The sequence below is a fragment of the Streptomyces sp. NPDC002676 genome, assembly GCF_053592455.1.
Map to the genome: position 1 here is coordinate 147,836 of NZ_JBSFVT010000010.1, position 23,912 is coordinate 171,747.

General features: G+C 73.1%; 20 protein-coding genes. 1 reads left to right on the forward strand and 19 read right to left on the reverse strand.

Annotated features, from left to right (window positions below):
- Complete coding sequence (locus tag ACWD3E_RS26445; RefSeq protein ID WP_451390046.1) at positions 1-681, forward strand: hypothetical protein; 681 nt, start codon at positions 1-3, stop codon at positions 679-681.
- A 115-nt stretch (positions 682-796) separates the two neighbouring features.
- Here ACWD3E_RS26445 and ACWD3E_RS26450 read toward each other — a convergent pair whose 3' ends face one another.
- Genes ACWD3E_RS26450 through ACWD3E_RS26540 form a run of 19 tightly spaced genes read right to left on the reverse strand, consistent with a single transcriptional unit; the run spans position 797 to position 23,910 of the window.
- Positions 797-1,111 carry a hypothetical protein gene (locus tag ACWD3E_RS26450; protein WP_451390047.1) on the reverse strand — a complete coding sequence of 105 codons (315 nt, stop codon included), beginning with the start codon at positions 1,109-1,111 and terminating at the stop codon, positions 797-799.
- Between the two features lie 6 nt (positions 1,112-1,117).
- Complete coding sequence (locus tag ACWD3E_RS26455) at positions 1,118-3,265, reverse strand: ATP-binding protein (protein ID WP_451390048.1); 2,148 nt, start codon at positions 3,263-3,265, stop codon at positions 1,118-1,120.
- A gap of 5 nt (positions 3,266-3,270) precedes the next feature.
- Positions 3,271-5,031 (reverse strand): hypothetical protein, encoded by a 1,761-nt coding sequence (locus tag ACWD3E_RS26460; protein WP_451390049.1) that lies wholly within the window; start codon positions 5,029-5,031, stop codon positions 3,271-3,273.
- Positions 5,028-5,564, reverse strand: coding sequence for a hypothetical protein (locus ACWD3E_RS26465; RefSeq protein WP_451390050.1), 537 nt, complete (start codon positions 5,562-5,564; stop codon positions 5,028-5,030). Before ACWD3E_RS26465 ends, ACWD3E_RS26460 begins: the two co-directional genes overlap by 4 nt.
- Positions 5,565-5,566: 2 nt before the next feature.
- Positions 5,567-6,700 carry a hypothetical protein gene (locus tag ACWD3E_RS26470; protein ID WP_451390051.1) on the reverse strand — a complete coding sequence of 378 codons (1,134 nt, stop codon included), beginning with the start codon at positions 6,698-6,700 and terminating at the stop codon, positions 5,567-5,569.
- Positions 6,697-8,688 carry a hypothetical protein gene (locus ACWD3E_RS26475; protein ID WP_451390052.1) on the reverse strand — a complete coding sequence of 664 codons (1,992 nt, stop codon included), beginning with the start codon at positions 8,686-8,688 and terminating at the stop codon, positions 6,697-6,699. The genes ACWD3E_RS26470 and ACWD3E_RS26475 overlap by 4 nt, the downstream gene beginning before the upstream one ends.
- Positions 8,689-8,690: 2 nt before the next feature.
- On the reverse strand, positions 8,691-9,941 hold the full coding sequence (locus ACWD3E_RS26480; RefSeq protein ID WP_451390053.1) for a hypothetical protein: 1,251 nt from the start codon (positions 9,939-9,941) through the stop codon (positions 8,691-8,693).
- A gap of 11 nt (positions 9,942-9,952) precedes the next feature.
- Entirely contained in the window at positions 9,953-11,944 is a 1,992-nt protein-coding gene (locus ACWD3E_RS26485) for a phage tail protein I (protein ID WP_451390054.1), read from the reverse strand.
- Positions 11,941-14,007 (reverse strand): putative baseplate assembly protein, encoded by a 2,067-nt coding sequence (locus tag ACWD3E_RS26490; protein ID WP_451390055.1) that lies wholly within the window; start codon positions 14,005-14,007, stop codon positions 11,941-11,943. The genes ACWD3E_RS26485 and ACWD3E_RS26490 overlap by 4 nt, the downstream gene beginning before the upstream one ends.
- Positions 14,004-15,944 (reverse strand): putative baseplate assembly protein, encoded by a 1,941-nt coding sequence (locus ACWD3E_RS26495; RefSeq protein ID WP_451390056.1) that lies wholly within the window; start codon positions 15,942-15,944, stop codon positions 14,004-14,006. The genes ACWD3E_RS26490 and ACWD3E_RS26495 overlap by 4 nt, the downstream gene beginning before the upstream one ends.
- On the reverse strand, positions 15,941-16,363 hold the full coding sequence (locus ACWD3E_RS26500; protein ID WP_451390057.1) for a GPW/gp25 family protein: 423 nt from the start codon (positions 16,361-16,363) through the stop codon (positions 15,941-15,943). The genes ACWD3E_RS26495 and ACWD3E_RS26500 overlap by 4 nt, the downstream gene beginning before the upstream one ends.
- A complete protein-coding gene (locus ACWD3E_RS26505) occupies positions 16,360-17,061 on the reverse strand; it encodes a phage baseplate assembly protein V (protein ID WP_451390058.1) in 702 nt (233 codons plus the stop codon). Before ACWD3E_RS26505 ends, ACWD3E_RS26500 begins: the two co-directional genes overlap by 4 nt.
- Positions 17,058-18,239: a phage late control D family protein gene (locus ACWD3E_RS26510; protein WP_451390059.1), complete on the reverse strand. Its 1,182-nt coding sequence runs from the start codon at positions 18,237-18,239 to the stop codon at positions 17,058-17,060. The genes ACWD3E_RS26505 and ACWD3E_RS26510 overlap by 4 nt, the downstream gene beginning before the upstream one ends.
- 10 nt (positions 18,240-18,249) lie before the next feature.
- On the reverse strand, positions 18,250-18,921 hold the full coding sequence (locus tag ACWD3E_RS26515; RefSeq protein ID WP_451390060.1) for a CIS tube protein: 672 nt from the start codon (positions 18,919-18,921) through the stop codon (positions 18,250-18,252).
- Complete coding sequence (locus ACWD3E_RS26520; RefSeq protein ID WP_451390061.1) at positions 18,918-19,112, reverse strand: putative phage tail protein; 195 nt, start codon at positions 19,110-19,112, stop codon at positions 18,918-18,920. The genes ACWD3E_RS26515 and ACWD3E_RS26520 overlap by 4 nt, the downstream gene beginning before the upstream one ends.
- A complete protein-coding gene (locus ACWD3E_RS26525) occupies positions 19,109-19,627 on the reverse strand; it encodes a phage tail protein (RefSeq protein ID WP_451390062.1) in 519 nt (172 codons plus the stop codon). Before ACWD3E_RS26525 ends, ACWD3E_RS26520 begins: the two co-directional genes overlap by 4 nt.
- The gene (locus ACWD3E_RS26530; RefSeq protein ID WP_451390063.1) at positions 19,624-21,147 is read right to left on the reverse strand and encodes a phage tail sheath family protein; all 1,524 of its coding nucleotides are present in this window, start codon (positions 21,145-21,147) and stop codon (positions 19,624-19,626) included. The genes ACWD3E_RS26525 and ACWD3E_RS26530 overlap by 4 nt, the downstream gene beginning before the upstream one ends.
- Position 21,148: 1 nt before the next feature.
- On the reverse strand, positions 21,149-21,604 hold the full coding sequence (locus ACWD3E_RS26535; RefSeq protein WP_225830072.1) for a phage tail protein: 456 nt from the start codon (positions 21,602-21,604) through the stop codon (positions 21,149-21,151).
- 41 nt (positions 21,605-21,645) lie between these two features.
- Complete coding sequence (locus ACWD3E_RS26540) at positions 21,646-23,910, reverse strand: phage tail sheath family protein (RefSeq protein WP_451390064.1); 2,265 nt, start codon at positions 23,908-23,910, stop codon at positions 21,646-21,648.
- Between the last annotated feature and the right edge of the window lie 2 nt (positions 23,911-23,912).

The window sequence follows — 23,912 nt, forward strand, 5'->3', positions numbered from 1 at the left end:
GTGACCGCCCTCAACCCTGCCGTCGAGCGGGCGATTCAACTTCAGCTTCAGCGGGATCCGCCGTTCACCCAGCAGGATCTGGCCGCCGTGGAAGGGCTGGCCGTGCTGGGGGCGACCGACATCAGCGACCTGGCACGGCTCACCGGGCTGCGAGTAGTGCGCCTTATCGCCTACGGCGGCCGCGACCTGACACCACTGGCCGGCCTGTCGGTCACCGTACTGGAGGTCAAGGTCAGCGCGGTGTCCGATCTGGCGGTGGTCGCGGAGTTGCCCAAGCTCCGGAGGCTGAGGGCGCGGAACAATGCGATCACGGAGATCGACGTGCTGGCCGCGGACGAGCGCCACTTCCTTGAGCTGGACCTGACGGGCAATCCGCTGTCGGACCACGCTTACCAGGAGGTGGTGCCGGTGCTCCACGAGCGGCTGCCGCAACTGCAAGTGTCCGGCGAGCGAGAATGGCGGCTCACTCGCCGACTCTACGCCAGTGGCTTTCCGTTCGACTACTATCGCGACGACGAGGGTTACTGGCTATGTCGGCCCGGGTTGGAACACACGGCGTACCCGAGCGCCGACCACCTGAGGATCGAGCCGGATGACCTCGAAGCAGTCCTCGACCGCAACCCGTCGGAGATCCCGGGGTTGTTCCCCACTGCGACGGGGAACACCAACCCGCCTACGTGACGACCCCGCCAGCGCGACCGCCGCATGACAAACAGACCAGTAGCTGACTGCTCCTCCTGGTGTGGCTGACGTCATCAGCGCAATCCCCGCCAGCCGCAGCGCAAGCCGCCGGGCGTCAGAGCGAGTGAGCGCCGGGCTTCCACTTCGGTCCCACGATCACCAGCGGCGGTGACACAGCCGGCGCCGCACTCAGCGCCGCTCTGGCCACCGCCGCATTCCCCGTTTGGTCATGACCCGCCAGGAGCATGGGCCCCACGGGCACCGGATGATGCGCTGTCTGGGCCATCGTCGCGTTGCTCACGGGCGCAGCGACGGGCACCGCGGGCACCGGCTGCGTCTGGCGGGTGGCCGCCGCGGTTTCCTGGGTCCTGGCCGGCGGCACCGGCGCCAGCAGCCGGTGCAGCGAGAGCGGGGGTTCGGTGGGCAGCATTCGTTGTCACCCCTTAGACGGGTCGTCGAGCAGATGGGCGTGGGGGCCCAGTTCGTTCGGGCGGAGCAGGCGTGCCTCGCGCTGGAACTGGCGCGCCACCCCGCGTACGACATGCCGCATGGCGATCGTGTCGCCGCCGTCCGCCGCGGCCAGCGCCGCGGTGCGGGCCGCCGCCGTGATGCCGGCGCCCGTCATGTCCAGGCGGGCCAGGACGTCCAGGTCCACGTCGCCGGCGAGCGGGGCCTCCGGTGGGAACGCCAGCCGCCACAGCCTGCGGCGCTCGGCGGCGGCGGGGCGCGGGAAGTGGACCACGAAGTGGAAGCGGCGGGTGAACGCGACGTCGATGTTGTCCTTGAGGTTGCTGGTCAGGATCACCAGGCCGTCGCTGGCCTCCAGGCGCTGCAGCAGATAGCCGACCTCCAGGTTGGCGTACCGGTCGGTGCCGTGTTTGACCTCACCGCGCTTGCCGAACAATGAGTCGGCCTCGTCGAAGAGCAGTACCGCGTGGCTCTCCTCGGCCTGGCGGAACGCGGCCTCCAGGTTTTTCTCCGTCTCCCCCACCCACTTGGAGACGATCTGGGCGAGGTCCACCTTGAGCAGCTCCAGGCCGAGCATGCCGGTGACGATCTCGGCGGACATGGTCTTGCCGGTGCCGGGCTCGCCGGTGAAGAGCACCTTGACTCCGCCGGGTGCCGAGCGGCGCGCGAAGCCCCAGGTCTCGGCGATCCGGGGCCAGGCACGGGAGGCCGAGGCGATCTCCAGGATCTGGTTCAACTGGACCTCGGGCAGGACCAGGTCGTCGACGGTGCGCCGGGGCACGATCGAGCGCACCGCACTGCCGCCGCGTCCCCGGATGACCGTGGCGATGGCGGGCTCCACGTGGTCGGCGACCGGCTCCGGGTGCCCGTTGCCCGCCAGGCGTGCCCCGGCCCCGGCCACCGACGCCACGGCGCGCAGTTCGCCGCCGCTCATCCGGTAGCGGACGGCGAGGTCTTCGAGGAGCGTGCCGTTCAGGTCCGGCAGCGCGGCCGACCACATCGCCCTGCGATCACCCAACCCCGGTGTGGGCAGCACGAGTTCGGCGTAGCCACGGACGGCGAGCAGTCCCGCCGGCCGCCAGGGTTTCAGGCCGGTCAGGCACACCGGGGTCCGCGAGTGGAGCAGGGCGGCGGACAGCGCCTCGGCCTGCTGTCGGTGCGCCTCGCCGTGCAGGTCGTCGGTGGGGATCCACAGCAGCGCACCCAGTGCGGCAGCGGTCCGCAGGTCGGCTTCGGGATCGGCGGCCAGGCACCTCAGGGGTGTTCCCGCCGCGCGGGCGAGGGCCTGTACGGCGTCGAGCTGGTCGTCGGGCGGGCAGCCCCACAGCCCGGCCAGGTCGATGTCGCCCGCGCCCAGCGCCCTGCCCAGACGGGTGAGCCGCTCCGAGGACAGGTGTGGGGGCAGGACCTGCGGATCCGGCCGTACGACCTCGCCGGGGTCGTGGCCGAGCAGACCGACGTCCGTGCCCCAGCCCAGCAGGAAGTCCAGCACAGCTGGGCCCAGGACGAGTTCCTGGGCCAGCTCGACCGCGGATTCTCCGTAGGTACGCAGTAGTCCGTACCGGCGCAGCGGCCCGGCCGGCCCGAGCGAGCGGCGCAGGGCGAGGCGGGCGGCGGCCGGGCTCGGCAACTCGGCCGTGCCTTCCGGTTCTTCGGAGCGCGCTGCGCTCAACGACCCGACCGTGACCAGCAGTTCCACACTGGGCAGCCGTCGGTTCAGGTTGTCCACGATGTAGGCGTAGATCCGCTCGTAGCCGCGGTCCAGTTCTGGCGCGGCCACCAGCAGCAGCACGTCCTGTTCGGCGCGGGTCAGGCCGAACCGGGTGGCGAGCGCGTCCAGTGGGAGGGTCCGGCCCTCGGCGGACGCGCTCCGCCTCAGCTCCCGTTCCGCTTCCGGCTCGGGCCGCTGGGGGGCGTACGGGCCTGCCATCGCGTCGGTGAAGGCGGCGGCCTCGCCGAGCAGCACATCGACCTGTTCATCGGTGATGCAGTACGGCGTGAGGTCCGGCCGGGTGAGCCGGGCCGCGATCCGCGACTGCCGCTCGACGGCGACGCGCAGTGCCCGGTGGACGTCCGCGAGGCGGATCCGCAGGTGTTCCAGCGCCGGTTCGCCCATATGGCTCAGCCTCCCGAGAAGGTCAGGGTCCGCCCGCCCAGCCAGGCCACGTCGGGCACGTCGGCGAGCAACCCGCCGCGCAGCAGGTCCGCGTGGCGCCGCCCCATCGGGACGCGCACCCGGACGGCGTCCGGTTCGAACCGGACGGTGGCCTCCAGGTCGGCGAAACGGTCCAGGGCCAACAGCGGATCAGGGGTCTCCCGGTCGCGCCAGAGCGTCCAGGCGATCGTGGCCAGGCCCAGGGTCGCTGCCAGGGTGACGGAGCGCTCCAGTCCGCTGTCCTGGGCGAGCGGTACCGCCCTGCGCTCGGCCACCAGCGCGGTGACCAGGTTCGCGAACCGGTCTGCGTGGCCGGGCAGTTCGGCGGCAAGGTGCGGATCCGGCAGCTGTTGTGCCGCGCCTGTCCACAGGGGCGTACGCCAGGGCAGCCGCGCGACCGGATCGCCGCGCAGGGGCCGTACGCCGGTCAGGAACGGCACGCCTGCCGAGTCCAGTTCGCGCAGCGAGCCGGGGGGAAGGGGGCCTTTGCAGACCAGCACCGGCGGCCGCCCGGCGGCCTGCCAGTACGACAGCAGCGCCGCGAGGTCCGCCGCCCAGGCGATCGGGAAGACGCCCTGGGCGTCGACCAGGAAGAGCCCGTCATCGGCCCCGGTGAGCAGGAGCGGGTCGGCGGGGTCGTGGCCGCGGCACACCGAGAGCGCCAGGACGCCGTCGAGCACCGGGAGTGCGGGCCGTACCGCGCGCGCGAACGCGGCCAGCCGCTCCTCGGGCACGGGCGGTTCGAGCCCGGCGAAGGCGGCGGCCGCCTCCCGGTCCCCTTCGCCCCGGCGCCAGCCGCGCGTGGTCACGCCCAGCACCTTGTAAGCCAGGGCCGCGGCGAACAGCGGCGCCTCCTCGGCCAGTTCGACACCGGCCAGCGCGGGAGCGATCGCGTCGAGGTACCCGATGCGGGCCAGGGGTCCGACGAGCAGGAACGGCAACACGGAGCACACACGCACCTCTTCGGTGGCGCGGACCGCGACGGCACCTGACGCCGCCTGCGGGTTCGGTTTCTCGACCACCTGGTCGTGCTCCCCCGCCAGGGACCGCACCAGCCGGGCCACCTCCTCGTGGTCCGCCGAGTTCAGGTATTCGGCGAGGAGCCCGGACAGGGCCGCAGCGCCGGCGTCCGCGACCTCGGTACGGACAGGCTCGGGCAGCAGCTCGGCCGGCCTGCCGGGGCGGGCACGCTCGGCGAGTTCCGTGAGGAGCCGGGCGGCCGCCGCGTCGTCGTCGCCGAGCAGGGCGAGCGCATACACCTGGAGCGTCTCCTTCGGCAACAGCGCGAGGAGTGCGTCCAGTTCGCCCCGCTCGGCGAGTTCACCGAAGAGCGCGGCGGCCGAGGGCGCGTCCCGGAGGGCCGCCTCGGCGGCGAAGGACTCCTCGAACGAGAGCCCCTGGGCGGGCGCCTCACCGGGGACCTGGACCATCGTGAGCGGCGCGAAGTGGACCTCGGCGGGCGCGTGGGACCGGCCGGGCCACCCGGCCCCGCCCAGCCGGACGGTGACGGTCACCGGCTCGGTGATCTCCACGTCCGGGCCGTCGCCGGTCAGCTGCTGGGCGAAGTGGTCCGCCAGCAACTCCGGAAGGATGTCGATCACTTGCGGCACCAGGCCGCGCGGGTCCGGCCCCCAGCTCCACCCACCGCGCCGGACCACGGTCACCGTGCACCGGTGAACGGTGATCTCACCGGCCTCACCGACGGTCCGTGCAGTGGGCGTGGTCACGTCACACTCGCCTCCTCCAGGCGGCCCGCCCAGCCGGCCACCAGCACCAGCACTCCGTGCTTGCTGCCGTGGTCGAGGCTCACCGGCAGTTTCACCTGGGTCTGCTGGGCGGGGAGCTCCCCGGCGAGCACATGGGTGTCCTGGTCGTCGGAGACCAGGGCGACGACCTTGGTGGGCCGGGCCGCCGCGACCTGCACGGTGACGGTGAGCCCGTCCGCCGCCAGCGCGATACCGGCGCTGCCGGTCCAGGTGGCCAGGCGCACCAGCGTGGGTTTGGGCCTGCCCTCGGGGCTCAGCTCGACCCCGAACGCCAACGGGTCGACGAGGGCGGCCGGTTCGTCGTCCACGGCCGCCACGGCGAGGTCCCTGGCGTTCAGTGGAAGGGTCGCGATGCGGCCCTCGTCGAGGAAGACGCGCATCGGCAGCGCGCGTCCGACGAGCGCGGCCACATCGGCGGGGGCGCCGGCACCGGTCAGGGCCAGCGCGCCCACCACATGGCCGGTGTCGGCCGCGTACACCACGGTGAGAGCCATCGTCAGCCACCTCCGTTCGTTGCCGCGACCGTCGCCAGGACGAGGAAGTCGACGGCCCCGGGCCGTTCGACGACCGCCTGCGTCGTGGCCTCGTACAGACGTGTCCGGCATCTGACCCGGCGGTCGCCGTCCACGGCCGCCTCCACCGTGCTGACCAGCGTGGTTTTGGTGGCAGTCGGCGGTATGCGCGGAGTGAGGTGTACGTGGATCACGACCCGGCCGTCGGCGATCTGCTCCGGGGTGATGCCGGACGGCAGCGGGAGCAGCATTCCGTCGGTGGCCGTCCCGGACACCACCAGGGTGCTGCCGACCGGCATCCGGCCGCTGAAGCTGCCCTCGATGGTGAGGTTGCCGTTGGCCGCGAGGGTCATCAGCGGGGCGACCGTGCCGCTGCCCTGGTAAAGGCCGAAGACCAGGCTGGGCTTGTCGCCCCCGGACAGTACGAGCGCGGGCTTGCCCTCCTCGGCGGTCGGGCCGGTGCGCAGGGTCAGCGCGCCCGAGCGGGCCGAGACGGTGTCCGCGCGTACGCCCGCGAAGCGCACCCCGACCCCGCGGGCCTTGGTCTCCACCCCGCTGAAGTGGCCGTCCGTCCAGCGGACGTAGCCGAGCAGGACGAGCCAGCGGGCGGGCGGATCGGCCGGCGGGGCGCCGGTCGCGGGCGGGCGCTGCTCGTCGACCAGCCGCTCGTCGCCGAGGCGCCCGAAGAGGATCTGGTACGACTCCTCCACGCGCGTCCTGGTCGCGCTGCCGGTGCACGACACGGGCCCGGGTGCCTGGGCGGGCTCCCGGTCGGCCGCGGTGAGGAAGACCGGGTAGGGCTCGTCCGTCGGCTGGTCCGCCCCGTTGACCTCCTCGAAGTCGCTCTCGCGCAGCACGACCGGCTCGGTGAGGACCACCTCGCGGCCGGTGCCGTCGACGGCGATGCCCGGCGCCACGCTCACCTCGGCAAAGCGGGCGTTGGTGAGCGGGTCGGTGCGGCCTCCGGTGACCAGGCCGAGCCCCTCGGCGATGCCCCAGTCGTGCAGATGACGGGCGTGCCGGGCGGCCATGCCGCGCGCGTACTCCACCGTGGCCGACAGGTCCGCGGCGGCCAGCACCTGGCCCTCGTGGAAGGCGGGGCGCAGCGGGCCCGTCATGGCGTCTCCCCGGACTTCGGGCTACGGGAAGGGCGGGTGCGCCTGGCCGGCGGCTTGGCAGGCCCGTCCTGGGCGGACGACTCGCCGGACGACTCGCCGGACCCGCTCTCAAGGTGCGCGAGGCGGGACTCGAGGTCTTCCGGAACCTGCCCGCTCAACCGGCCGACCTGGGTCTGGGCACTGCCCAGTTGGGTGCGCAGCCCTTCCAGGGCAGCGGTCAGATCGGCCACTTGGGTGCGCAGTATCGCCAACTCCTGGATGCTGTCGGTCACTTCACTGGGAGTGGTGTAGACCTGTTCGTGCAGCGCCTTGGGCGGGGTCTCGCCGGGTGCCGGGGTGAGCAGCAGGGACAGCATCTCCTCCAGGTCCCCGGTGCGCGGCCAGTCGCCGAGCAGACCTTCCACGTAGGGACGCACGACCTCGCCCTGCGGCGGGAGCGTCGGCTTCTCGAAGCGCGGCAGGGGCCCGCAGCACACCCGCTCGGCCAGTTCGCGCAGCCGGTAGAGCTTGGGCAGCCACTCGCCGTACGCCCCTCCGCCCGGCAGCACCTGCTCGCGGGTCCCGGAGCACACCCGTACGACGTCGCAGCCGTCCAGCTCCAGATGGGCGAGGAGCACGTCGGTGTCGGTGCAGTCGCCGCACGGCGGGTTGAGTGTGGCGCACGCCGCGTCGGTCAGGAAGCGCCGCAACGCGACGGTGAGTGCCGCCGCTGCTTCGGCGATCTGCTGCACCTCGGCGATGGTCGCCTTCTCCACGCTGTCCGGCGCCGGGGCCGGCAGCAGCGGCGGTACGTCGACGGCTGCGACCTCCGTGCGCAGCCGGCAGTCGCCGATCTCGCCCACCTGGTCCAGGCGGCCCAGCAGCCACTCCCTGATCAGGCCGAGGTCCGCGCGGAACTCCACCCGCAGCGCATGGCTCAGCGGTGTGCCCTGGGCCACCATGCGCACTTCCAGCGGCGCGTCCGCGTCGCCCCCCTCGGGCACCACCCGGGCCGCGGTCTCGGTGACGACCGCGCGGGCGAGGGTGCGGCGCAGCGGGTCCGGCCAGGCCGCTTCCATGTCGGCTTCGCGGAGCCGGTCGCAGGCCGTGCCCAGGACGCCGCGGGCCTCCTGGACGGTGGCGAGGTCCGGGTACTCCCCCTTGAGCCGCTCCTGTCCGGCGGCGTCGTAGGTGTCGTAGCGGGCCACGCCGCCGGCGAGCGCGCGGACGTGCTCGGTCATCTCGCGGGCGGCCGGCGGTGGCGGCGGCCCCTCGCCGCCCGCGTTCTGGCGCAGCCAGGCCAGGGATGCGGCGTACCGCTTGGCGTCGGCCGCGTCGAAGCGGAACGTCAGGCCCGTACCGGCCGAGGCGGTGAACAGGGCGTCGAGGTAGTACTCCAGGCGCCGGTCCCGGGTGCGGGCGCGGTCGGCCCGGACCAGGTCGCCGATGCTCGCGAGCAGCTGGGTGCCGGGGTTGTGGCGGTGGTCCTCGAAGTCGTCGCACTTCACGACGAAGCGGAAGCCCTCCTGGATCCGGGAGGGCACACAGCCCGGCGAGGGGCAGGGCTCCTCCGTGGCGTACGGCGCCACGGGCTCGACGGGCAGCTCCTGGTAGCGCACATAGAGGCCGTAGCGGCGGCCTCCTTCGTCGTCGCAGTCCTCGCCGCAGTCGACGCCGAGGGCGCTGATCCGCTGTTCCCGCAGCAGGGCCCGTACGTCGACCTGTTCGGTGCAGGGCACCACGATGTCGTTGCCCGCGCAGTCGAGCGCGTGTCCGGGGTGGACCGCCACGGTGCCGCCGCCGCACGGGGCGCAGGTGACGCCCAGGCCGCAGATGACCCCCGGTCCGTACAGCGAGCGGTTGTGCAGCCTCCCCTTCGCGGTCATGTAGTCGACCAGCAGACCGAGGTCGTCCTCGGTCAGCAGCTGGCCCGCGAAGAAGCGCGGGCGCACGAAGGCGGAGGTCCGGGTGGCGTCACCACCGCAGCCGCATCCGCAGTCTGTTCGCATGATCAGCGCTCCTTAACGAAGAACCAGCTCTCGAAGACGTCCCCGCCCGCCCCGGTTCCGGACGTCCAGGGACCGATGCCGGACGGAGGCAGTTCGCAGCCCCCGTGGGCCGCCACCGATGCGTCGGTGCCGGCATCGATGGTCGGTACGCGTCCGCCGACGTGGGTGCCGTCGACCGGACGGCAGCAGCGGTCGAGGATGAACGCCGCGCGGACGGTGATCAGCACGCGGTCGCCGTCCTGCAGCGTCTCGCGCGTGGTCTGGCGGTAGCGGAACTCCTGGGTGAACTCGCCGCATTCGCCGTCGGGTTCGGTGAAGGTGCCGCCCATGTACCAGGTGGAGGCGTTGCGGCCGCTGCCGCCCTCGATCACCTGGATCTCCACGACGCCCGGCTGCAGCGAGTCGGTGCGTACACCGGCGGAGAACCGCACCACCAGGCCGCCGCCCTCGTCCTGGGTGCCGAGGAGGGCCTTGGCCTCGTCGATGGTGTACGTGTGTCCGTGGATCCAGTTGATCCCGGTGATGACCGTGGGCAGATGGCGGCCGAACGGGCGGCGCACGTTCATATGGATCTGGTCCCGGCGCACCGGCCGGTGCCGGTCCACGCAGTCGATCCTGGCCAGCCAGAGCGTGGTGTGCTCGCAGCGGGAGCAGCAGGTGTCGCAGCGCTCGTCCACCGGCGGCTCGCATCCGGTGACGACCACCTTGTGGCACTCCTCCGTCCAGCCGAACTCGCAGTCGGAGGTGTCCGCGCAGGCGTCGTTGTAGACGGCGCGGGTGGGCTCGACGGGCCGCTCGGCGTAGCGGATGCCGACCCAGACCGTGTCGGTGTCCCGCTCGCCGGGGGGCAGCGCCTGCCACAGGTCGATATCGCAACCGCCCCGTACCACGACCTCGTTGCCGTCGCAGTCCACGGCGAGGCCGGGGGTGATCCGCACCCTGGCCCTGTGCCGAGTGTGCTCCGCCTCGGTGTGCTCATCGGTGTGTTCACCGGTCTCGGCCGGCTCGTCGGCCCCCGTGTGCCCGTCGCCGCCGGGCGTACAGTCGTCCTCCCCCGGCACCGGCTCCACGAACAGGCCGCAGACCACGCCGTAGCCGAGCAGGCAGCGCATGCGCAGCTTCAACCTCTCACGGTAGTACTCCTGTTCACGCTGGAAGTCCCTGGCGCCGAGCATCTGGCCGTGGAAGTACCGCAGCCTGCGCAGCGGCGGCGCGTCGAACTCCGCTGTCCCTGGTGTCCCTGTCTCCGTCATCGCCCGTCCTCTCACGACACTTGCGTATGCACACCGACGGCGGAGACGACTCCCACGCCCACCCCTCGGCGCAATCCTCCGGGTCCCGGCCTGAGCACCCCGTCGCGGTTGAGCCGCAGCGGGTTTTTGCCGCCGAGCACGGGCGGCGGCAGCGGGACGAACGCGGTGTCCACGCCGACCGTGGACCGGGAGCCGACCACGAAGCCGGCGCCGCCGGTGCGTACCGCCCCCACCGTGTGCGCGGGCGCCTGGCGCTCCACCAGCCGTCGCAGCGCCCGGATGTCCGCCGACCCGGCGGGCAGCAGCACCCGGAACCGGTGCGCGTGCGCGGTCAGCGGATCGCTGTCGGGCGCCCCGTACGCACGCAGTGGCGCCGCGCCCAGTTCCGAGCCGCCGACCCGGAAGCGACTTGCCGAGCGGCCGAACAGCCGTACGGCGCCGAGCCCTTGGGCCGGGCCGGGTGGCGGAACGAGCCCCGGTGGCGCGCACCCGACGGCCGCGCGCAGCTGGGCCCAGCGGCGGTCCTTGGCCAGCTCGTCGATGACCGGGGTCTCCCCGAACACGATGCGCACCGCTTCCCGCAGCGCCCAGGGCGTGCCCCGGCGCCGGTACAGCTCCGGGGCCGCGGCGAGCAGCGCGCGCCGGGTCCGCGCGTCCCAGCCCGCCTCGAACGACAGGCCGAGCAGTCCGGCGAGCCAGGGCAGCACCCGGTCCGGTACGCCGGCCGGGTCGAGGAGCGCCGGATACCGCTCGATGACCCGGTCGAGGTCGGCGAACGTGGCGTCGAACAGCGACAGGAAGCGCTCGGTGAAGTCGTCGGCCGCGGGGTCCTGGCGGAAGGCGGGCGGCAGCAGGTCGGCGCTGGTGACCCGGGGGAAGTCCAGCCGGATCCGGTGCACGACCGCAGTCGCGCCGCCGTCGCCCGACAGGCGCAGCCGCAGCCGCAGGAAGCGGCCGGGCGGCTGGTCGACGAGGAAGTCCGTGACCCCCGGGGCCGATGCCTGCCAGTCGCTCTGCTCGTAGCGGCCGTCCTCGGTCACCACGATCCCGACGGAGACCGAGGTGCCCGCGGGCACCTCGGCGTCGACGCGCACCCGGTGCCACCGGCAGCGCGATTCACCGCTGTCGATCAGGGTCGTGAGGTACGAGCCGCTGGTCAGGTAGGTGTCGCTGCGCGGCGGCAGGGGGTCCCGGGGCAGGCCCCGCCAGGTGTGGCAGTGGGTCACGGGTCCGTCGGGGCCCTTCTCGTCCAGGCAGAACCCGTCCTCGTCCACCGAGGTGAGCGTGGACGGCGCCAGGGCCCCGGCCAGTTCGTCCGCGGTGGCGGTGCGGAAGGGCCGGCCGTGCCCGCCCCGGTAGATCCGCAGCCGGGTGCCGTCGTCGGTGAGCAGCCAGATCGTCCGCTCGTCTGAGATCCGCAGGCCGATGACCTCGCCCCGCGCCCCGGTACGCAGTACCCCTCTGCGTCCGCCCGCAGAGTCGAACCGGCGCAGGTCCGTACTGCCCTGAGTGGCGATCAGTACCTCGTCGCCGGGCCCCAGTGCGGCCCGCCTCGGCCGCCGCACCCGGATCACCCCGGCGAGCTGGGCGCCCTCGCGGCGCCACACGAGCACCCGGTCGGACTCCACCACGGCGATGCGGTGTCCGCGCGCGGCGACGGAGACCGGCCGGTGCAGCAGGCCCGGGTCGCACTCGGGCGGCCATACGGGGGTGAAGGCACTGCCGCACACGTCGCGGCGGAGCAGCCGGCGCTCCTCGGGGACCACCAGATACCAGCCGCACGGCCCGCAGGCCGGCGCCAGGCGCGGGTCGGGGAACCACGGCAGGAGCTGTTGCCTGGTGGGTCCCTCCGCCGCGCCGCCGCGGTAGGCGAGCCGGATGCCGGCCGGGTCGTCGAACCCGACGATGCCGCCCGTGCCCGGCTCGCTTCCGGCGGGGGTCTGGTCCCAGCCGACGTACCCGTCCAGGAGGCGGAAGGTCGCGGGGTGTGGTGTGCACGTCATGGCCGGTCTCCTACCGGGATCAGCAGCGGGCGCTCCGGCCAGACCAGGTCGTGGGGCCCGATCGCATGGTCGGTGCAGGGCGGCAGCCGCACTCCGTCGACGGTGAGCGAGAGCCGGTCGACGGCCAGCACCCCGTCCACCGCGAGCAGGCGCCGGACCAGTGCGGTGTGCCGCAGCGCGCCGCCGAACGGCCAGCCCGCGCCGTCCTCCCCGCCGCCCAGCGGGTCCAGATAGCCGCGCACCGCGTCGCCCGCCCTGGTCAGGACTGCGGCGCGGTCGAGGTCCGGGTCGAGGGCGACCCATGACTCGACGGCGACCCGGCGGTACGGCACGGGGGCGGCGACCACCGTGACCCCGGCGGGGGCGGCCTGGCGGGTGAGGTAGTCGGCGACGGCCCGCAGTGTCGCGGCGGTGGGGACCGGCGGCTCTCCGCTGTCGTCGCCCGGCGGCACGACGAGGACCCCCACGACACCGGGGATCGGAGCCCCGGCGTAATCGGGGTGCAGGCCGGGCACGCCGTGGGCGCGGGCCACCGACGCGCCGGGCGCGCGGGTGGCCAGCAGGCCGTAGTCGGCCGGGGCCACGGCCCGGCCCCGGGCCCGCAGTTCACCGACCCCCCGGCGCATCGCGTCGGCGTCGGGCTCGGCATCCGTACCTCCCGAGGCCGGGAAGGGGTTGTTGACGCCGATGACGTACGGCAGGGCGGTCACCACGGTGCCGACCGCGCCCGCGCGCACGGCTCCGGCGCTGCCGCCGCCCACGCGATAGCGCACGGCGCGGACATTGCGGAATCCGGGCGGTACGGCCGCGCCGTGGACCCCGTCACCGAAGGTCACCTCGCCGCTCTCGTGGTCGACGGTGAAGACCCGGTCGTCGGCGCCGTAGCCGGCCAGGCTCTCCACCTCCCGCCAGCGGGAGGCGGAACCGGCCGTGGTGCCGAACACGTCGGCGCCGGGATCGTCGTCGACCTCGATGACCACGGACCCGGTGAGGATGGGCAGCTGACTGAGCCTCATACGGCGCCGGCCGCTCGCCCCGCTGTGCCCGCTGTCCCCGCTGTCCCCGTTGTCCTCGATCGGCTGCATCGGCTCGTCCCTGACGGTGCGGGCGGCCGTGGCGGCGACCATGTTCAGCCGCAGCCCGGAGAGCACGGGCGCGGGTCCCCCGAAGACGCCGTGCGCGATCCGCAGGCGCAGCCAGCGCAGCGGGGGCCTGGGCCGGGTGCCGGGCGGGCTGCCCGGCGCCCATGAGCGCGGCACCCGCAGCTCGACGGTCCCGCTCGCCCGGAACCCGGCCGTGGAGTCGCGCACCAGCTCGGCGGGGACCAGCCGGGTGCCGTCCAGCACGTCCCAGCGCAGCAGCGGCGCGGGCGGCAGCGGCAGGGGCACCAGGCCGCCGGAGTCGGCGGGCGCGGGCGGGGCGGCGACCACCACGAAGCCCAGCGAGAGGTGCGGGTAGGGGGCGGCCGTCCCGGCGAGCCCGATCCACAGTCCGTTGCCGGGCTCCGGGTCCCGGCCGAACGGCGCGAACGGACGGCTGGGCCCGGCCGGTCCCAGCGGCAGGGTCTCCAGCGTTCCGCCCTCCTGTACGGCGAGGGCGGCGAGGGTGGCCGGGGTGGCGTACAGGTCCTGGTCGGTCTCGTACACCACCTGCCCGGCCGGACCGGACGCCGCGCTCTGGAATCCCGCGGGTACCAGGACGGAGGTGCCGTCCGGGGGGTTCACGGTGAACTCCAGGAGGGCGGCCGCCGCGGCGGCCGGGAGCCGTCGCACCCCGGCCGTCGCCAGGTGTTCGGCGAGCACCTTCTCCGGCAGCCGGTTGACGCGCGTGAGCACGGGTTCGGTCTGGGTGCCGAAGAGGCGGACGAGCGCGACACCTGCGTCCTGGCGGTCGGGATCGGTCCAGTCCGGGGTGTAACCCGAGATCCGGCCGCGCACCCCGGCCCGGACCGCCTCACGCGTCGCGTCGGTCAACTCGGGCTGGACGCCGGTCGGTCCGGGGCCCGGTACGAGCCGTCCCTCCTCCTCGCGCGCGGCCTTCTCCCACCACACGTCGCCGGTCATGCCAGCCCCTCCCCCGGTTCGACGGCGGGCACGATCCGGGTGCGGACCGCCCGCAGGACGGGTAGTTCACCGGGCCCGAGCGGCACTTCCCGGCAGTCCTCGTCCGGGTCGGCCCCGTCCAGGCCGATCGCCACGGCGGAGACGTCCGCGAGGTCCCCCAGCGCGCGGTGCGCGGCCCGCAGCAGAGCCGAGGGACGCAGCGGCTGTCCGAACGGCCAGCCCTCCTGGTCGTCGCCTCCGACCAGCGGGTCGAGGAAGCGGCGCAGCGCCTCGGTGAGCTGGGCCGACACCCGGGCCCGGTCGGCGGGGTCGCCCGACAGGTCGGCGCGCAGCACCACGTCGCGGTAGCGGGGCGCGCGGACGAAGACCTCGCAGGTGAGCAGTCGCGCCCGCTCCAGGCGGGCGGCGACCGCGCACAACATGCCCGGGTCGGGGCGCGGCGCGGCCACGAAGTCCTCGCAGGCCAGGTCCTCGCGCGGCACCGCCGGTACGAGATGCACGGTGACGGCACCGGGCACCGGAGTGCACGGGAAGCCGGGGTGCTCGCCCAGGGAGGCGTAGGCGCGAGCGACGGCGACGCCCGGTGTGGTGCGGGCGAGGGCGGTGAAGTCGTCCGCGGTGACCGCGCGGGTCACCTCACTGAGGGAGGAGGCCGCGCGCTGGCGCGCCTCGGCGACGGTCTCCGGGTCGGTGCCGCCCTCGGCACGCACCAGGCTGCAGGCGGTGACCGCCGCCGTGGAGTCCCCGGCCGGTACCCAGTTCGCGGTCATGCCCCCGTTGCCGTCCCGGCCGCCGCCGATCGCGTACTCGACGCTCGCTTCCTGGCGCGGGTGAGGGATGCGCCCGGTGAGTCCGTCGCCGAACACCAGCGCGCCCTCGGTCCGGTCGAGGACGAAGACCCGGTCGGCGGGCCCGCCGAAGGTGAGGTCGGGCACGGCCTGCCACTCCTGCCCCCCGAGTCGCAGGCTCGCCTCCAGCAGGCGCTCGGCGGCTTCGGGCAGCACCAGGTGCTGGCCGGGCAGCTTGAGCCAGGCGTCGATCTGCTCCTGGAGTTCGCCGCCGCTCGCGGTGCGCCGCCGGCGGTGGTGTGCGGCCGACACATTGACGGCGAGCCGGAGCAGGCGCGGCGGGGCGGCATGGGTCGCTGCCGGGGTGGACACCAGGATCCCGCTGTCCTGGGTGGTCCAGCCGGCGGGCGGGTGGAGCCGGACGACCCCGGAGCGCCTGAGCCCGGCCGTGCCGTCCTCGACCTTGGCGAACGGACCCGAGACCTCGGTCCCGGGCCGGAACCAGGCCCAGGTCAGTTCGGCGGGCGGCGGTACGTCGGCGACCGCCCCGGGCAGCCAGGCCGCAGCGGATGCGGCGGGCGCGTCCAGCTCGAACAGCAGGCTGAGCGGGCCGGGCGCGGGGTGCGCCCCGGTGAGCGGCAGGGTGAACCGGGCTTCGGCGGTGGCCCCGTCGGCCGAGAGCAGCGGGACGCCCCGGCGGGCGCGCAGGTCCGCCGTGCGGTCGCGGTCGGTCCATACGGTGACCTCGCCGTCCTCGGCGAGCGGGAAGACGGCCACGTCATCGTCGAGGGTGAAGACGATCTGCCCCGCCGGGTCACGGGTGAGCGCCGTCCCGGCGGGGGTGACCGGGACGGCGGTGCCCGCCTGCCGGGCCGCGACGCTCAGCACGGTGGCGGCGGGCCGGGCGGGGTGCGGGGGTTCCAGGCCGAGCAGCCGCAGTATGGCGACCACGAGTGCGTCGGGCACCTGGTCGAGCCAGTACAGCCGCTGTTCGAGGAGGTAGGCGAAGAGTTCGAGGAGGGTGACACCGGGGTCGACGGGCGCGTGCAGCGTCCAGGTGCCGTCCGACTCGGCGGGGATCCGCCGGCGGATGGCCGCCATCATGTCGGCCCAGGTGAGGTCGTCCAGTTCGGGCACGGGCAGGGTCATGGCGTCCTCCCCGAGGAGGCGGTGGGGCCGGTGAGCCCGACGTAGAACGGAAACACCAGGTTCGCCTTGGTGTTGCTGCGCCGGATGCGGTAGACGACCGAGACGGTGATCCGCGCCTCGTCGGCCGGGTCGGCCTCGGCACGGACCTCGTCGAGCTCCACCCTGGGCTCATGGTCGCGGACGGCGGCGGCGATCGAACTCTCCAGGTCGCGCAGGTTCTGGACGCTGCCGGGCGCGAACACCAGCTCGTGGGCGCGGGTGCCGAGTTCGGGCCGCATGACCCGCTCGCCGGTGCCGGTGAGCAGCAGCGCCCGCAGACAGTTCTCGATGCTCTCCTCGCCGACGGCGTACCCCAGGCGCCCGGAGGCGTCGGGCAGGATCGGGAACCGCCAGCCGGTCCCCAGGAACTCCTCGCTCATGCCGTCCTCGCCTTCTTGGCCAGTACGGCGGGGGTGAGCGGCGGGGTCGGCGGGCCGGTGGGCCCGGCGGCGGACGGGTGGGTGTGGGTGTTGAACGCCTGGAGCAGCGCGTTGCCCAGCACCAGGGGTTCGGTGGCGCCGCCGCCGAGGTCGATGGAGGGGGAATCGACGGTCACCTTGGGCGCCTTGAGCGTGATCTCACCCTGTGCGGTCACGGTCACGCTGCCGCCCGCGGCGGCGGTGATCCGGATCGCCTTGCCCTGGTCGTCCAGCTCCACCACGTGCCCGGCGGCCGAGGTGATCCGTACAGCGGCGTTGTCCGACGTGTCGTCGAAGAGCACCTCGTGCCCGTGGCTGGTCCGGATCATCTTCTGGTCGCGGCCCTGGGTGCGGGCGGTCGGCGGCTTGTCCTCGCCGTTGTAGAGACCGCCGAGCACGATCGGGTACCGCATGTCCCCGTGCACGAAGGCCACCAGGACCTCGTCGCCCTTCTCGGGCACGAACACCGAGCCGTAGCCGCCGCCCGCGTACAGCTGGCTGACGCGGATCCAGTCGGTGACCGTGACGTCGTCGAACCAGGGGAACTTCACCTTGACCTGGCCCTCGTCGTCGCCGTCGTTGTCCACGACGATCGCCGAGACGACGCCGTAGTACCGCTTGTCGGTGCTGCGGGCCCGCGGTGTGGTCCTGATGGTCACTGGTCCCCCTGGTGGATCCGCCGTCCGGTGAACTGGGTGAAGAACCCACTGGTGTTGAGCGTGTGCTCGACGCGTTTGACGAAGTACATGCCGGAGAAGCGGCGCCCGAGGCCGTAGATCTCCAGGTTGTCGCCGGGCCGCAGCTCGGGCAGGCCCGCCACCTTGCCGGTGGCGGTGATGAACTCGTACGCCCGCTCCCGCAGCAGGCTGATCGCCAGTTCGCGGGCCTCCTGGTCGCTGCCGACCGGCGCGTCGACCAGCACCTCCTGGCGGCCCTGCAGGGTGGACTCGGCGACCTGCGGCCCGCTCTGCCCGTCGGCGGTGTTCTGCCCGGCCGGCAGGTTCTGAGCGGTCGCGGTGAACGCGATGGGCTGTTTGGTACGGGGGTCCCAGCCGCGCACGGTGACCTTGCTGACCTGCTGGGACACGGTCAGGGTCGGGGTGAATTCCATGAGGTTGGGGATCAGCCCCTCGGGCTGGGCGGTGGGGCCGGTGGACAGCCCCGGCGCGTAGGCCAGCCGGTACACCCGCAGGGGCCGGCCGTCGCGGCCGTCGGTCGGTTTGATGAAGTAAAGCGTGTCCTCGCCGGTCCTGGGGTCCGGCAGGATGTAGCAGTCGAAGTCCAGCCGCTTGGCCCGCTCCAGCAGAAACGTCGCGTCGTCCTGGTTCTTCTGCACCACCAGGTCGTGCGTGGGTCCCTCCCGGGTGACCTCGACCCGCAGGTGGTTACGCTGGGCGATCTGCTCGGCGATCCGCCAGTCGGGCTGGTTGCGGTAGATCTTGGTCTCGTTCTCGGTGGGCTTGCGGTCCTTGAGCCGCAGCAGCCCGTCCACTCCGCTGACCTGGACGGTGGGCGAGGCGCTCTCGGTGAACTTCGGGCTGAGCGTGGAGATGGTCCCGGTGGCGACGGTGAGCAGCTTGTCGGCGTAGCCGAGCCGCACCGAGACCCGGCCGCCGAGCCTGAAGGTCGGCGAGTCGCTGTGCTTGAACCGCAGGCCCGCGTCGTCCCAGTTGTTGAGGGTCAGGTCGAAGCCCGACATCTCGTCGATGTCCCGGTTCACCTTGATGTCGATGATGTCGTTCTTGGTGGACGGGTCCATCTCCAGGCCCTCGATGCGCACCTCGAACTCGGGCGCGTACCGGTCGGGCGAGGCGACCTCCGGGGTGGGAGTGCTCATCGCGCGCTCCTCACGGCAGCCGGGGCACGGTCAGCACCCGGCCCGGCCTGAGGTCCCGTGGATCGGTGATGCCGTTGGCGCGCGCCAGCTCCCTCCAGGCGTCGGGCCGCCGGTACAGCGCGCTGGAGATGGAGCTGAGCGTGTCGCCGCGGCGCACCACGTAACTCTTCTCCACCGTGGGCGAGGAACGCGGCGTGGCGGCGACCTGCACGGCGGCGGGGCGGTACTCCTTGAGCGAGAGGTCCAGCATGGCCCGCAGCGGCACGCCGTCCGGCCGGAACAGCTGGTAGCTGACGTCCAGCTTCTCCACGACACCGGTGAAGACCTCCTCGTCCCACACGAACCGCACGACCGGCGGCGCGTGCTCGCGGCTGTCGGGCCGCAGCAGGTTGCGCACCGCGTCGACGTAGGCCCTGCGTACGTTCTCCAGGGTGTCGGAGGTGTCGACGAGCGCCTGGACGGTGAGGGTCTCCGTGCCGCCGCGCACATACTGCAACGGCGGGGTCTCCAGGCCCGGGATGGTGATCTCGGCAAAGGTGTTGCTCTTGCTCAGCTTGTAGTCGGTGGGGTTGAACCGCAGCGGGATCCGCCGCTGCTGCTCATCGGCGATCACCGGCCGGACGATCTCCAGGCGGGCCTGGGCCGCGCCCTGCCGGGCGAAGGACACGGGCGTCACGCTCATGACTGCCCCTCCCCGTCACCGAAGCGGCGTTCGGCCTCGGTGTGCGCGGCGCGGGCGCACGCGTCCTCGTACAGCTTCGACCAGGCCTGGATGTGCTTGTTGAACAGGCGGGTGAACACCGCACCGTCGTCGCCGTCCACCTGGAACCGCACTTCGAGCTGGTGAATGGTCACCTTCGGCACGACGGTCACCTCCCTCGGTTCAGTTGCGACAGGCCGCTCGCCGCGGCGTCCTGCAGGGCCTTGGTCAGTCCCTCGTGGGCGATCTCCAGCGACTCGATGGCGATCGCGTTCTGCTCCGCGTGCAGATCGGGGCCGGTCCACTTGGCGGCGAGACCGCCGTGGAACGCCCATGCCGCGCCGGGCACCCCGTCCGGGCCGAGGACGATCACCGCGCCGTCGCGGCGGGCGCCCAGCGAGTCGGCGAGCCCGGCCTGGTACCAGGCCCACAGGCCCGGATCGCGCACCACACCGCGCTTGAGGGTGATCCGGTTCCACGAGTGGCGCAGCGGCAGCTGGTGCACCGAGTCGTTGCGACCGCCCTCCGGATAGCTCGTCACCTCCAACTGCGCGCCGAGACCGGTGACTTCCTGGAAGGCACCGGACGCGACCAGCGGCAGCAGCAGCGCCTGCGCGGGTGGCAGATAGGCGTCGCCGGGGTCGAGGGTGACCAGGAATCGGTACTTCGGCAGCGGGTCCTGGTTCATGCCTCGATCACCTCCAGACCTCGGTCCTGGCCGAGTACCAGACGCAGCCGGATGAACTCCATGGGGACGGCCGGGGCGACCTCGATCTCGCAGACGAGTTCTCCCGGGTCCTGCTCAGGCGGGTTGTTGGTGTCGTCGCACACCACCCGGAACGCCTGCTCGGGCCGCGCGCCGGCGAGCGCCCCGGCCCGGAAGGCGGAGAGCAGCACCGAGGTGATGGCCCTCACCAACGTCAGCCGCAGCTCGGGTGAGTTGACGTCGAACACCAGCGGGCTCGCCACCCTCCGGATGGCGCGCACGAGGAGGTGTACGAGGCGGCGGTGGGCGATGTAGCGCGTGCGGGGGTCGGTGGACAGGGTGCGCCCGCCCCAGACCGTCAGGCCCCGCCCGCGGGTGCACCGCACCAGGTCGATGCCCGCGTCGAACAGCCGCACCTGCTGCGGCTCGGGGAACTCGTCCGCCAGGTCGACCGCCTCCAGGATCACGGCGCCTGCAGGCGTGTGGTGCGCTCCGCGCTCGCCGTCGAGGCGGGCGATGACGCCCAGGACGTGCCCGGAGGCGGGGACGGTGCGCAGCCCGTGCCGGTCGGGGGTGCGCAGCGCCGGGTGGTAGACGGCCGCGCAGTCGAGGAGCCCGCTGTCGCCCGTCGCCGTGAGCGACCCCACCCAGTCGACCACCTCGTCCACGGAGGACAGCCGGGGCGGTACGTCCAGGACGGCCAGCCGGTCGTGCAACGGGGCGACACTGCGCAGCAGTTCCAGCACCACGTCGGTGTGGGCGCTCCCGGACAGGTCCGTGCCGAGGTCCGGCAGCGCCACCAGCGCCGGTTCCGGGAGTTCGGTCTGTACGGCCACGGCGTCCCCGTACTCGCCGCGGGTGGGCGCGGATTCGGTGCCGCCCGCGAGCGTCAGCTCCCAGGACCGTGAGATCGGGCCGGGTCGCCCGGGCGGCGGCGGGGGCCCGTCCGGGAGCAGCCGGATGAAGCGGGACGCGGCCAGCCGGTCGGCCGCCTCGGGGAGCGGCAGACCGGGGAATGCCTCGGGCACCTCGCCGGGCACGGTGACCCGTACGCTCACCGTCGGCGGTCCGGCGACCGTGCTGGCCTGGTAGCGGATGGCGACCCGCGCGCCGTTGGCCCAGATGCCCGGGCTGGTGGCGAGCACCCGGTAGCGCGTGGCGGGGATCCCGCTCAGCGGGCCCACCGTCCACCGTGCCTGGGCCGTGGTGGCCGGCCCGGACACGCGGAGCACCCAGGCGGTACGGCCGCCGTTCTCGAAGAATCCGCGCAGCGCGTACGGGGTGGCGAAGGCGCCGTCCAGCGGGTCCCCCCTGCCCGACGAGCTCGCGGGGGGACCGAAGGCGCCCACGACGTCGTTCCAGCTCTCCACCCGCACCGGGGCACCGACCGGACCCCGGCGGAGCCGGCCGAGGAACGCCGCCACGTCCGTGCGCAGCGGCTCGGCCTCGGACCCACGCGGCGCGAGCGTCAGGGACACGCCGGGAAGCGCTTCACTGGTCATGTCAGACGTCGATCTCCAGCTTCTCGACCGCGAGGACGAGCGTCTCCATGGCGATCTCGTTCTTGGTGGCGCTCAGGGTCGGGCCGGTGTACTTGGTCGGCCAGCCGCGGTCGAAGTTCCAGCGCATGGCCTCCTGACGGTTCTCGTCGAGGAGCACGATCGAACCGGAGGTGCGCCGCACCTTGCCGTTGAGCGCCTCGACCACCCAGTTCCAGAAGCCGACATGGCCGGTGATGCCGCGCTTGAAGGTGAGGTTGGTGTACTTCTTCAGCCCCGGGATCTTGCGGACGGTGATGTCCTCGCTCCCGTTGCGGTACTCGATCGGCGGGATCTCCAGTTCAAGGCCGCTGGCCTCGGTGAAGGACCCGCTCACCGCGACGCCGTCGTCGCTGACGTTGGTCACGATGATCTGGAAGTTGTAGGACGCGTACGGATCGTCCCTGGTCACGGGCGGCATGGTGGCCCCTCCTCGCTCCTCGGTGGTCCTCGGTCGGATGCTCAGGCGAGCTGGGTCTCACGGGTCTTCTGCTGGATCCGGAAGATCACGAACTCGGCGGGGAAGACCGGCGCGACGCCGACGGCGCAGATGAGACGGCCGTTGGCCAGGTCGTCCTCGGTCATAGTGGTGCGGTCGCAGGCGACGAAGAACGCCTCGTCGGCGGTGGTCCCGGCGAGCGCGCCGCTGCGCCAGACCGTGGTGAGGAAGTTGGTGATGGTCTGGCGGACCAGGGCCCACAGGGCCTCGTCGTTGGGCTCGAAGACCACCCACTGGGTGCCCTCGTCGATCGACTCCTCCAGGAAGAGGAAGAGCCGCCGGACGTTGATGTACTTCCACGAGCTGTCCGAGGAGAGCGTGCGCGCGCCCCACACCCGGTGGCCCAGGCCCGGGAAGAACCGCAGCGCGTTGATCCCCTTGGGGTTCAGCAGGTCCTGATGGCGCTTGGTGATGTCCTGGGCGAAGCCGTCGGTCTGCCGGATCCCCCGGACGACCACGTTGGCGGGTGCCTTGTGCACGCCCCGCTCCACGTCCACCCGGGCGTAGATGCCGGCCATGTGGCCCGAAGGCGGCACCTCCACATCGCGGTTGGTGGACGGGTCGCGCGTGACCAGCCACGGGTAGTACAGCGCCGCGTACTTGGTGTCGAACGGCTCGCGGAACGCCTGGATCCCCTCGATGTCGAGGCCGTCGCGCGGGTCGAGGATCGCGAACCGGTCCTTGAGCAATTCGCAGTGGGTGACCAGGCTCGATTCGACCGTGCCGGACCACATGCCGGGCACCGCGCAGACCGCGACCTCGTCGATGTCCTCCAGCGCGACGATTCCCGTGCGCCGCCCGCTGCCGCCGTCGGCGCCGACGAAGTCGGCCACGCTCAGGGACTCGTACGCGTCGTCACCGTCCGCCAGTGTCAGCCAGGAGCCGATCGCGGGCACCGGGAACTTCGCGGGGTCGGTGGACAGTCCCGGCAGCGCGGTGGCCCGTACCAGCCGTGACCGGCCGGCCAAGGCCGTCACCAAGTTCGACGGGGCGTCGCCGGTGAGCCGAAGACCCGGGAAGGTCTCGGTGACGGTGGTACCGCCCGGGTCGGAGAACCGGGTGCTGACCTCGGCCTCGATCAGATGGATCCGGTCGGTCTCGAAGAACGTCCCCGGTACGTCGCGGTCGAAGGTGACGGCGTCGCCGACGACCGTCTGGACCTGCACGGCGGTCATGGTGGTGCCGTCGTCGACCTGGACGACCGCTCCCTCGTACAGCCTGCTCGCGCCGCCGGCCCTGAGGGTCCGCCCCGCCGTGAGGTTGCCCCGTCGCACCCGGCGCACGGTGAGTCCGGTCTCCCACGCCGGGTGGGTGGTGCCTGCCGGGAGGGTCAGGGTGACCTTGCCGTCCGCCGGCTGGCCCACCTCGGCCTTGTACCGGTCGGAGCCGATCTGGGCCCAGACGTCGGCGGGCAGGCCGGCCGGGTCGAGCCCGGGCGCCGCGGCCACCTCGACCGTAGCGCTGTCGGCGGCCGCGTCCGCGACGAGCCGGGTGACGAACAGCGGGCCCTCCTGCGGGTCGGGCAGCACCGGCAACGCGGCGCCGACCATCGGCTGGACCCGGACCTGGACGCCCCGGCCCCAGGCGCCGGGGCTGTTGGCCGACAGCCGCAGCGTGTGCTCGGTGCCGCGCGCCCCGACCTGGACATAGTCACCTCGGGCCGTCCTGACCTCGGCGGGCAGGGCGGCGCTCAGCGTGATCCGGCGCTTGGCCATGTCGTAGCCGGAGACCGTGGCGGTGTGGATGGCCTGCTGGTCGTCGCCCCGGAAGATCTGGATCTGCTGTCCGGCGCCGGTGAAGCCGACCAGGTGGCCCAGTTGCAGACTGGTCGCGCCGCGCGCGGCATCGGTGGCGATCGGGCTCACCAGCCCCTGGACGAGGTCGCCCGAGGCGGGCGTCGCCTGTGCGCTGGCGACCCGCTTGACATAGAGACGCTGGCCGCCGTTGTCGAAGAATCCCTTGACGGCCAGCGGAAACAGCCACCAGCGGCCGCCTTCGGAGGGGTTGTCGGCCCACGCGTCCCGCACGGACGCCTCCGGCTCGGGCAGGAAGCCGCCGAAGGTGTTCTGGAACTCCAGGAAGTTCGTCACCAGTTTGGGTTTGCCGGTGTACGGTCCGCGAGCGGTGACCCCGACCATCCCGGCGGTGCTGGTGCTCACCCCCGCGATCGGCCGCGGCCCCGCGTCGATCTCCTCGATATAGACCCCGGGGCTCAGATACTCGGCCATGA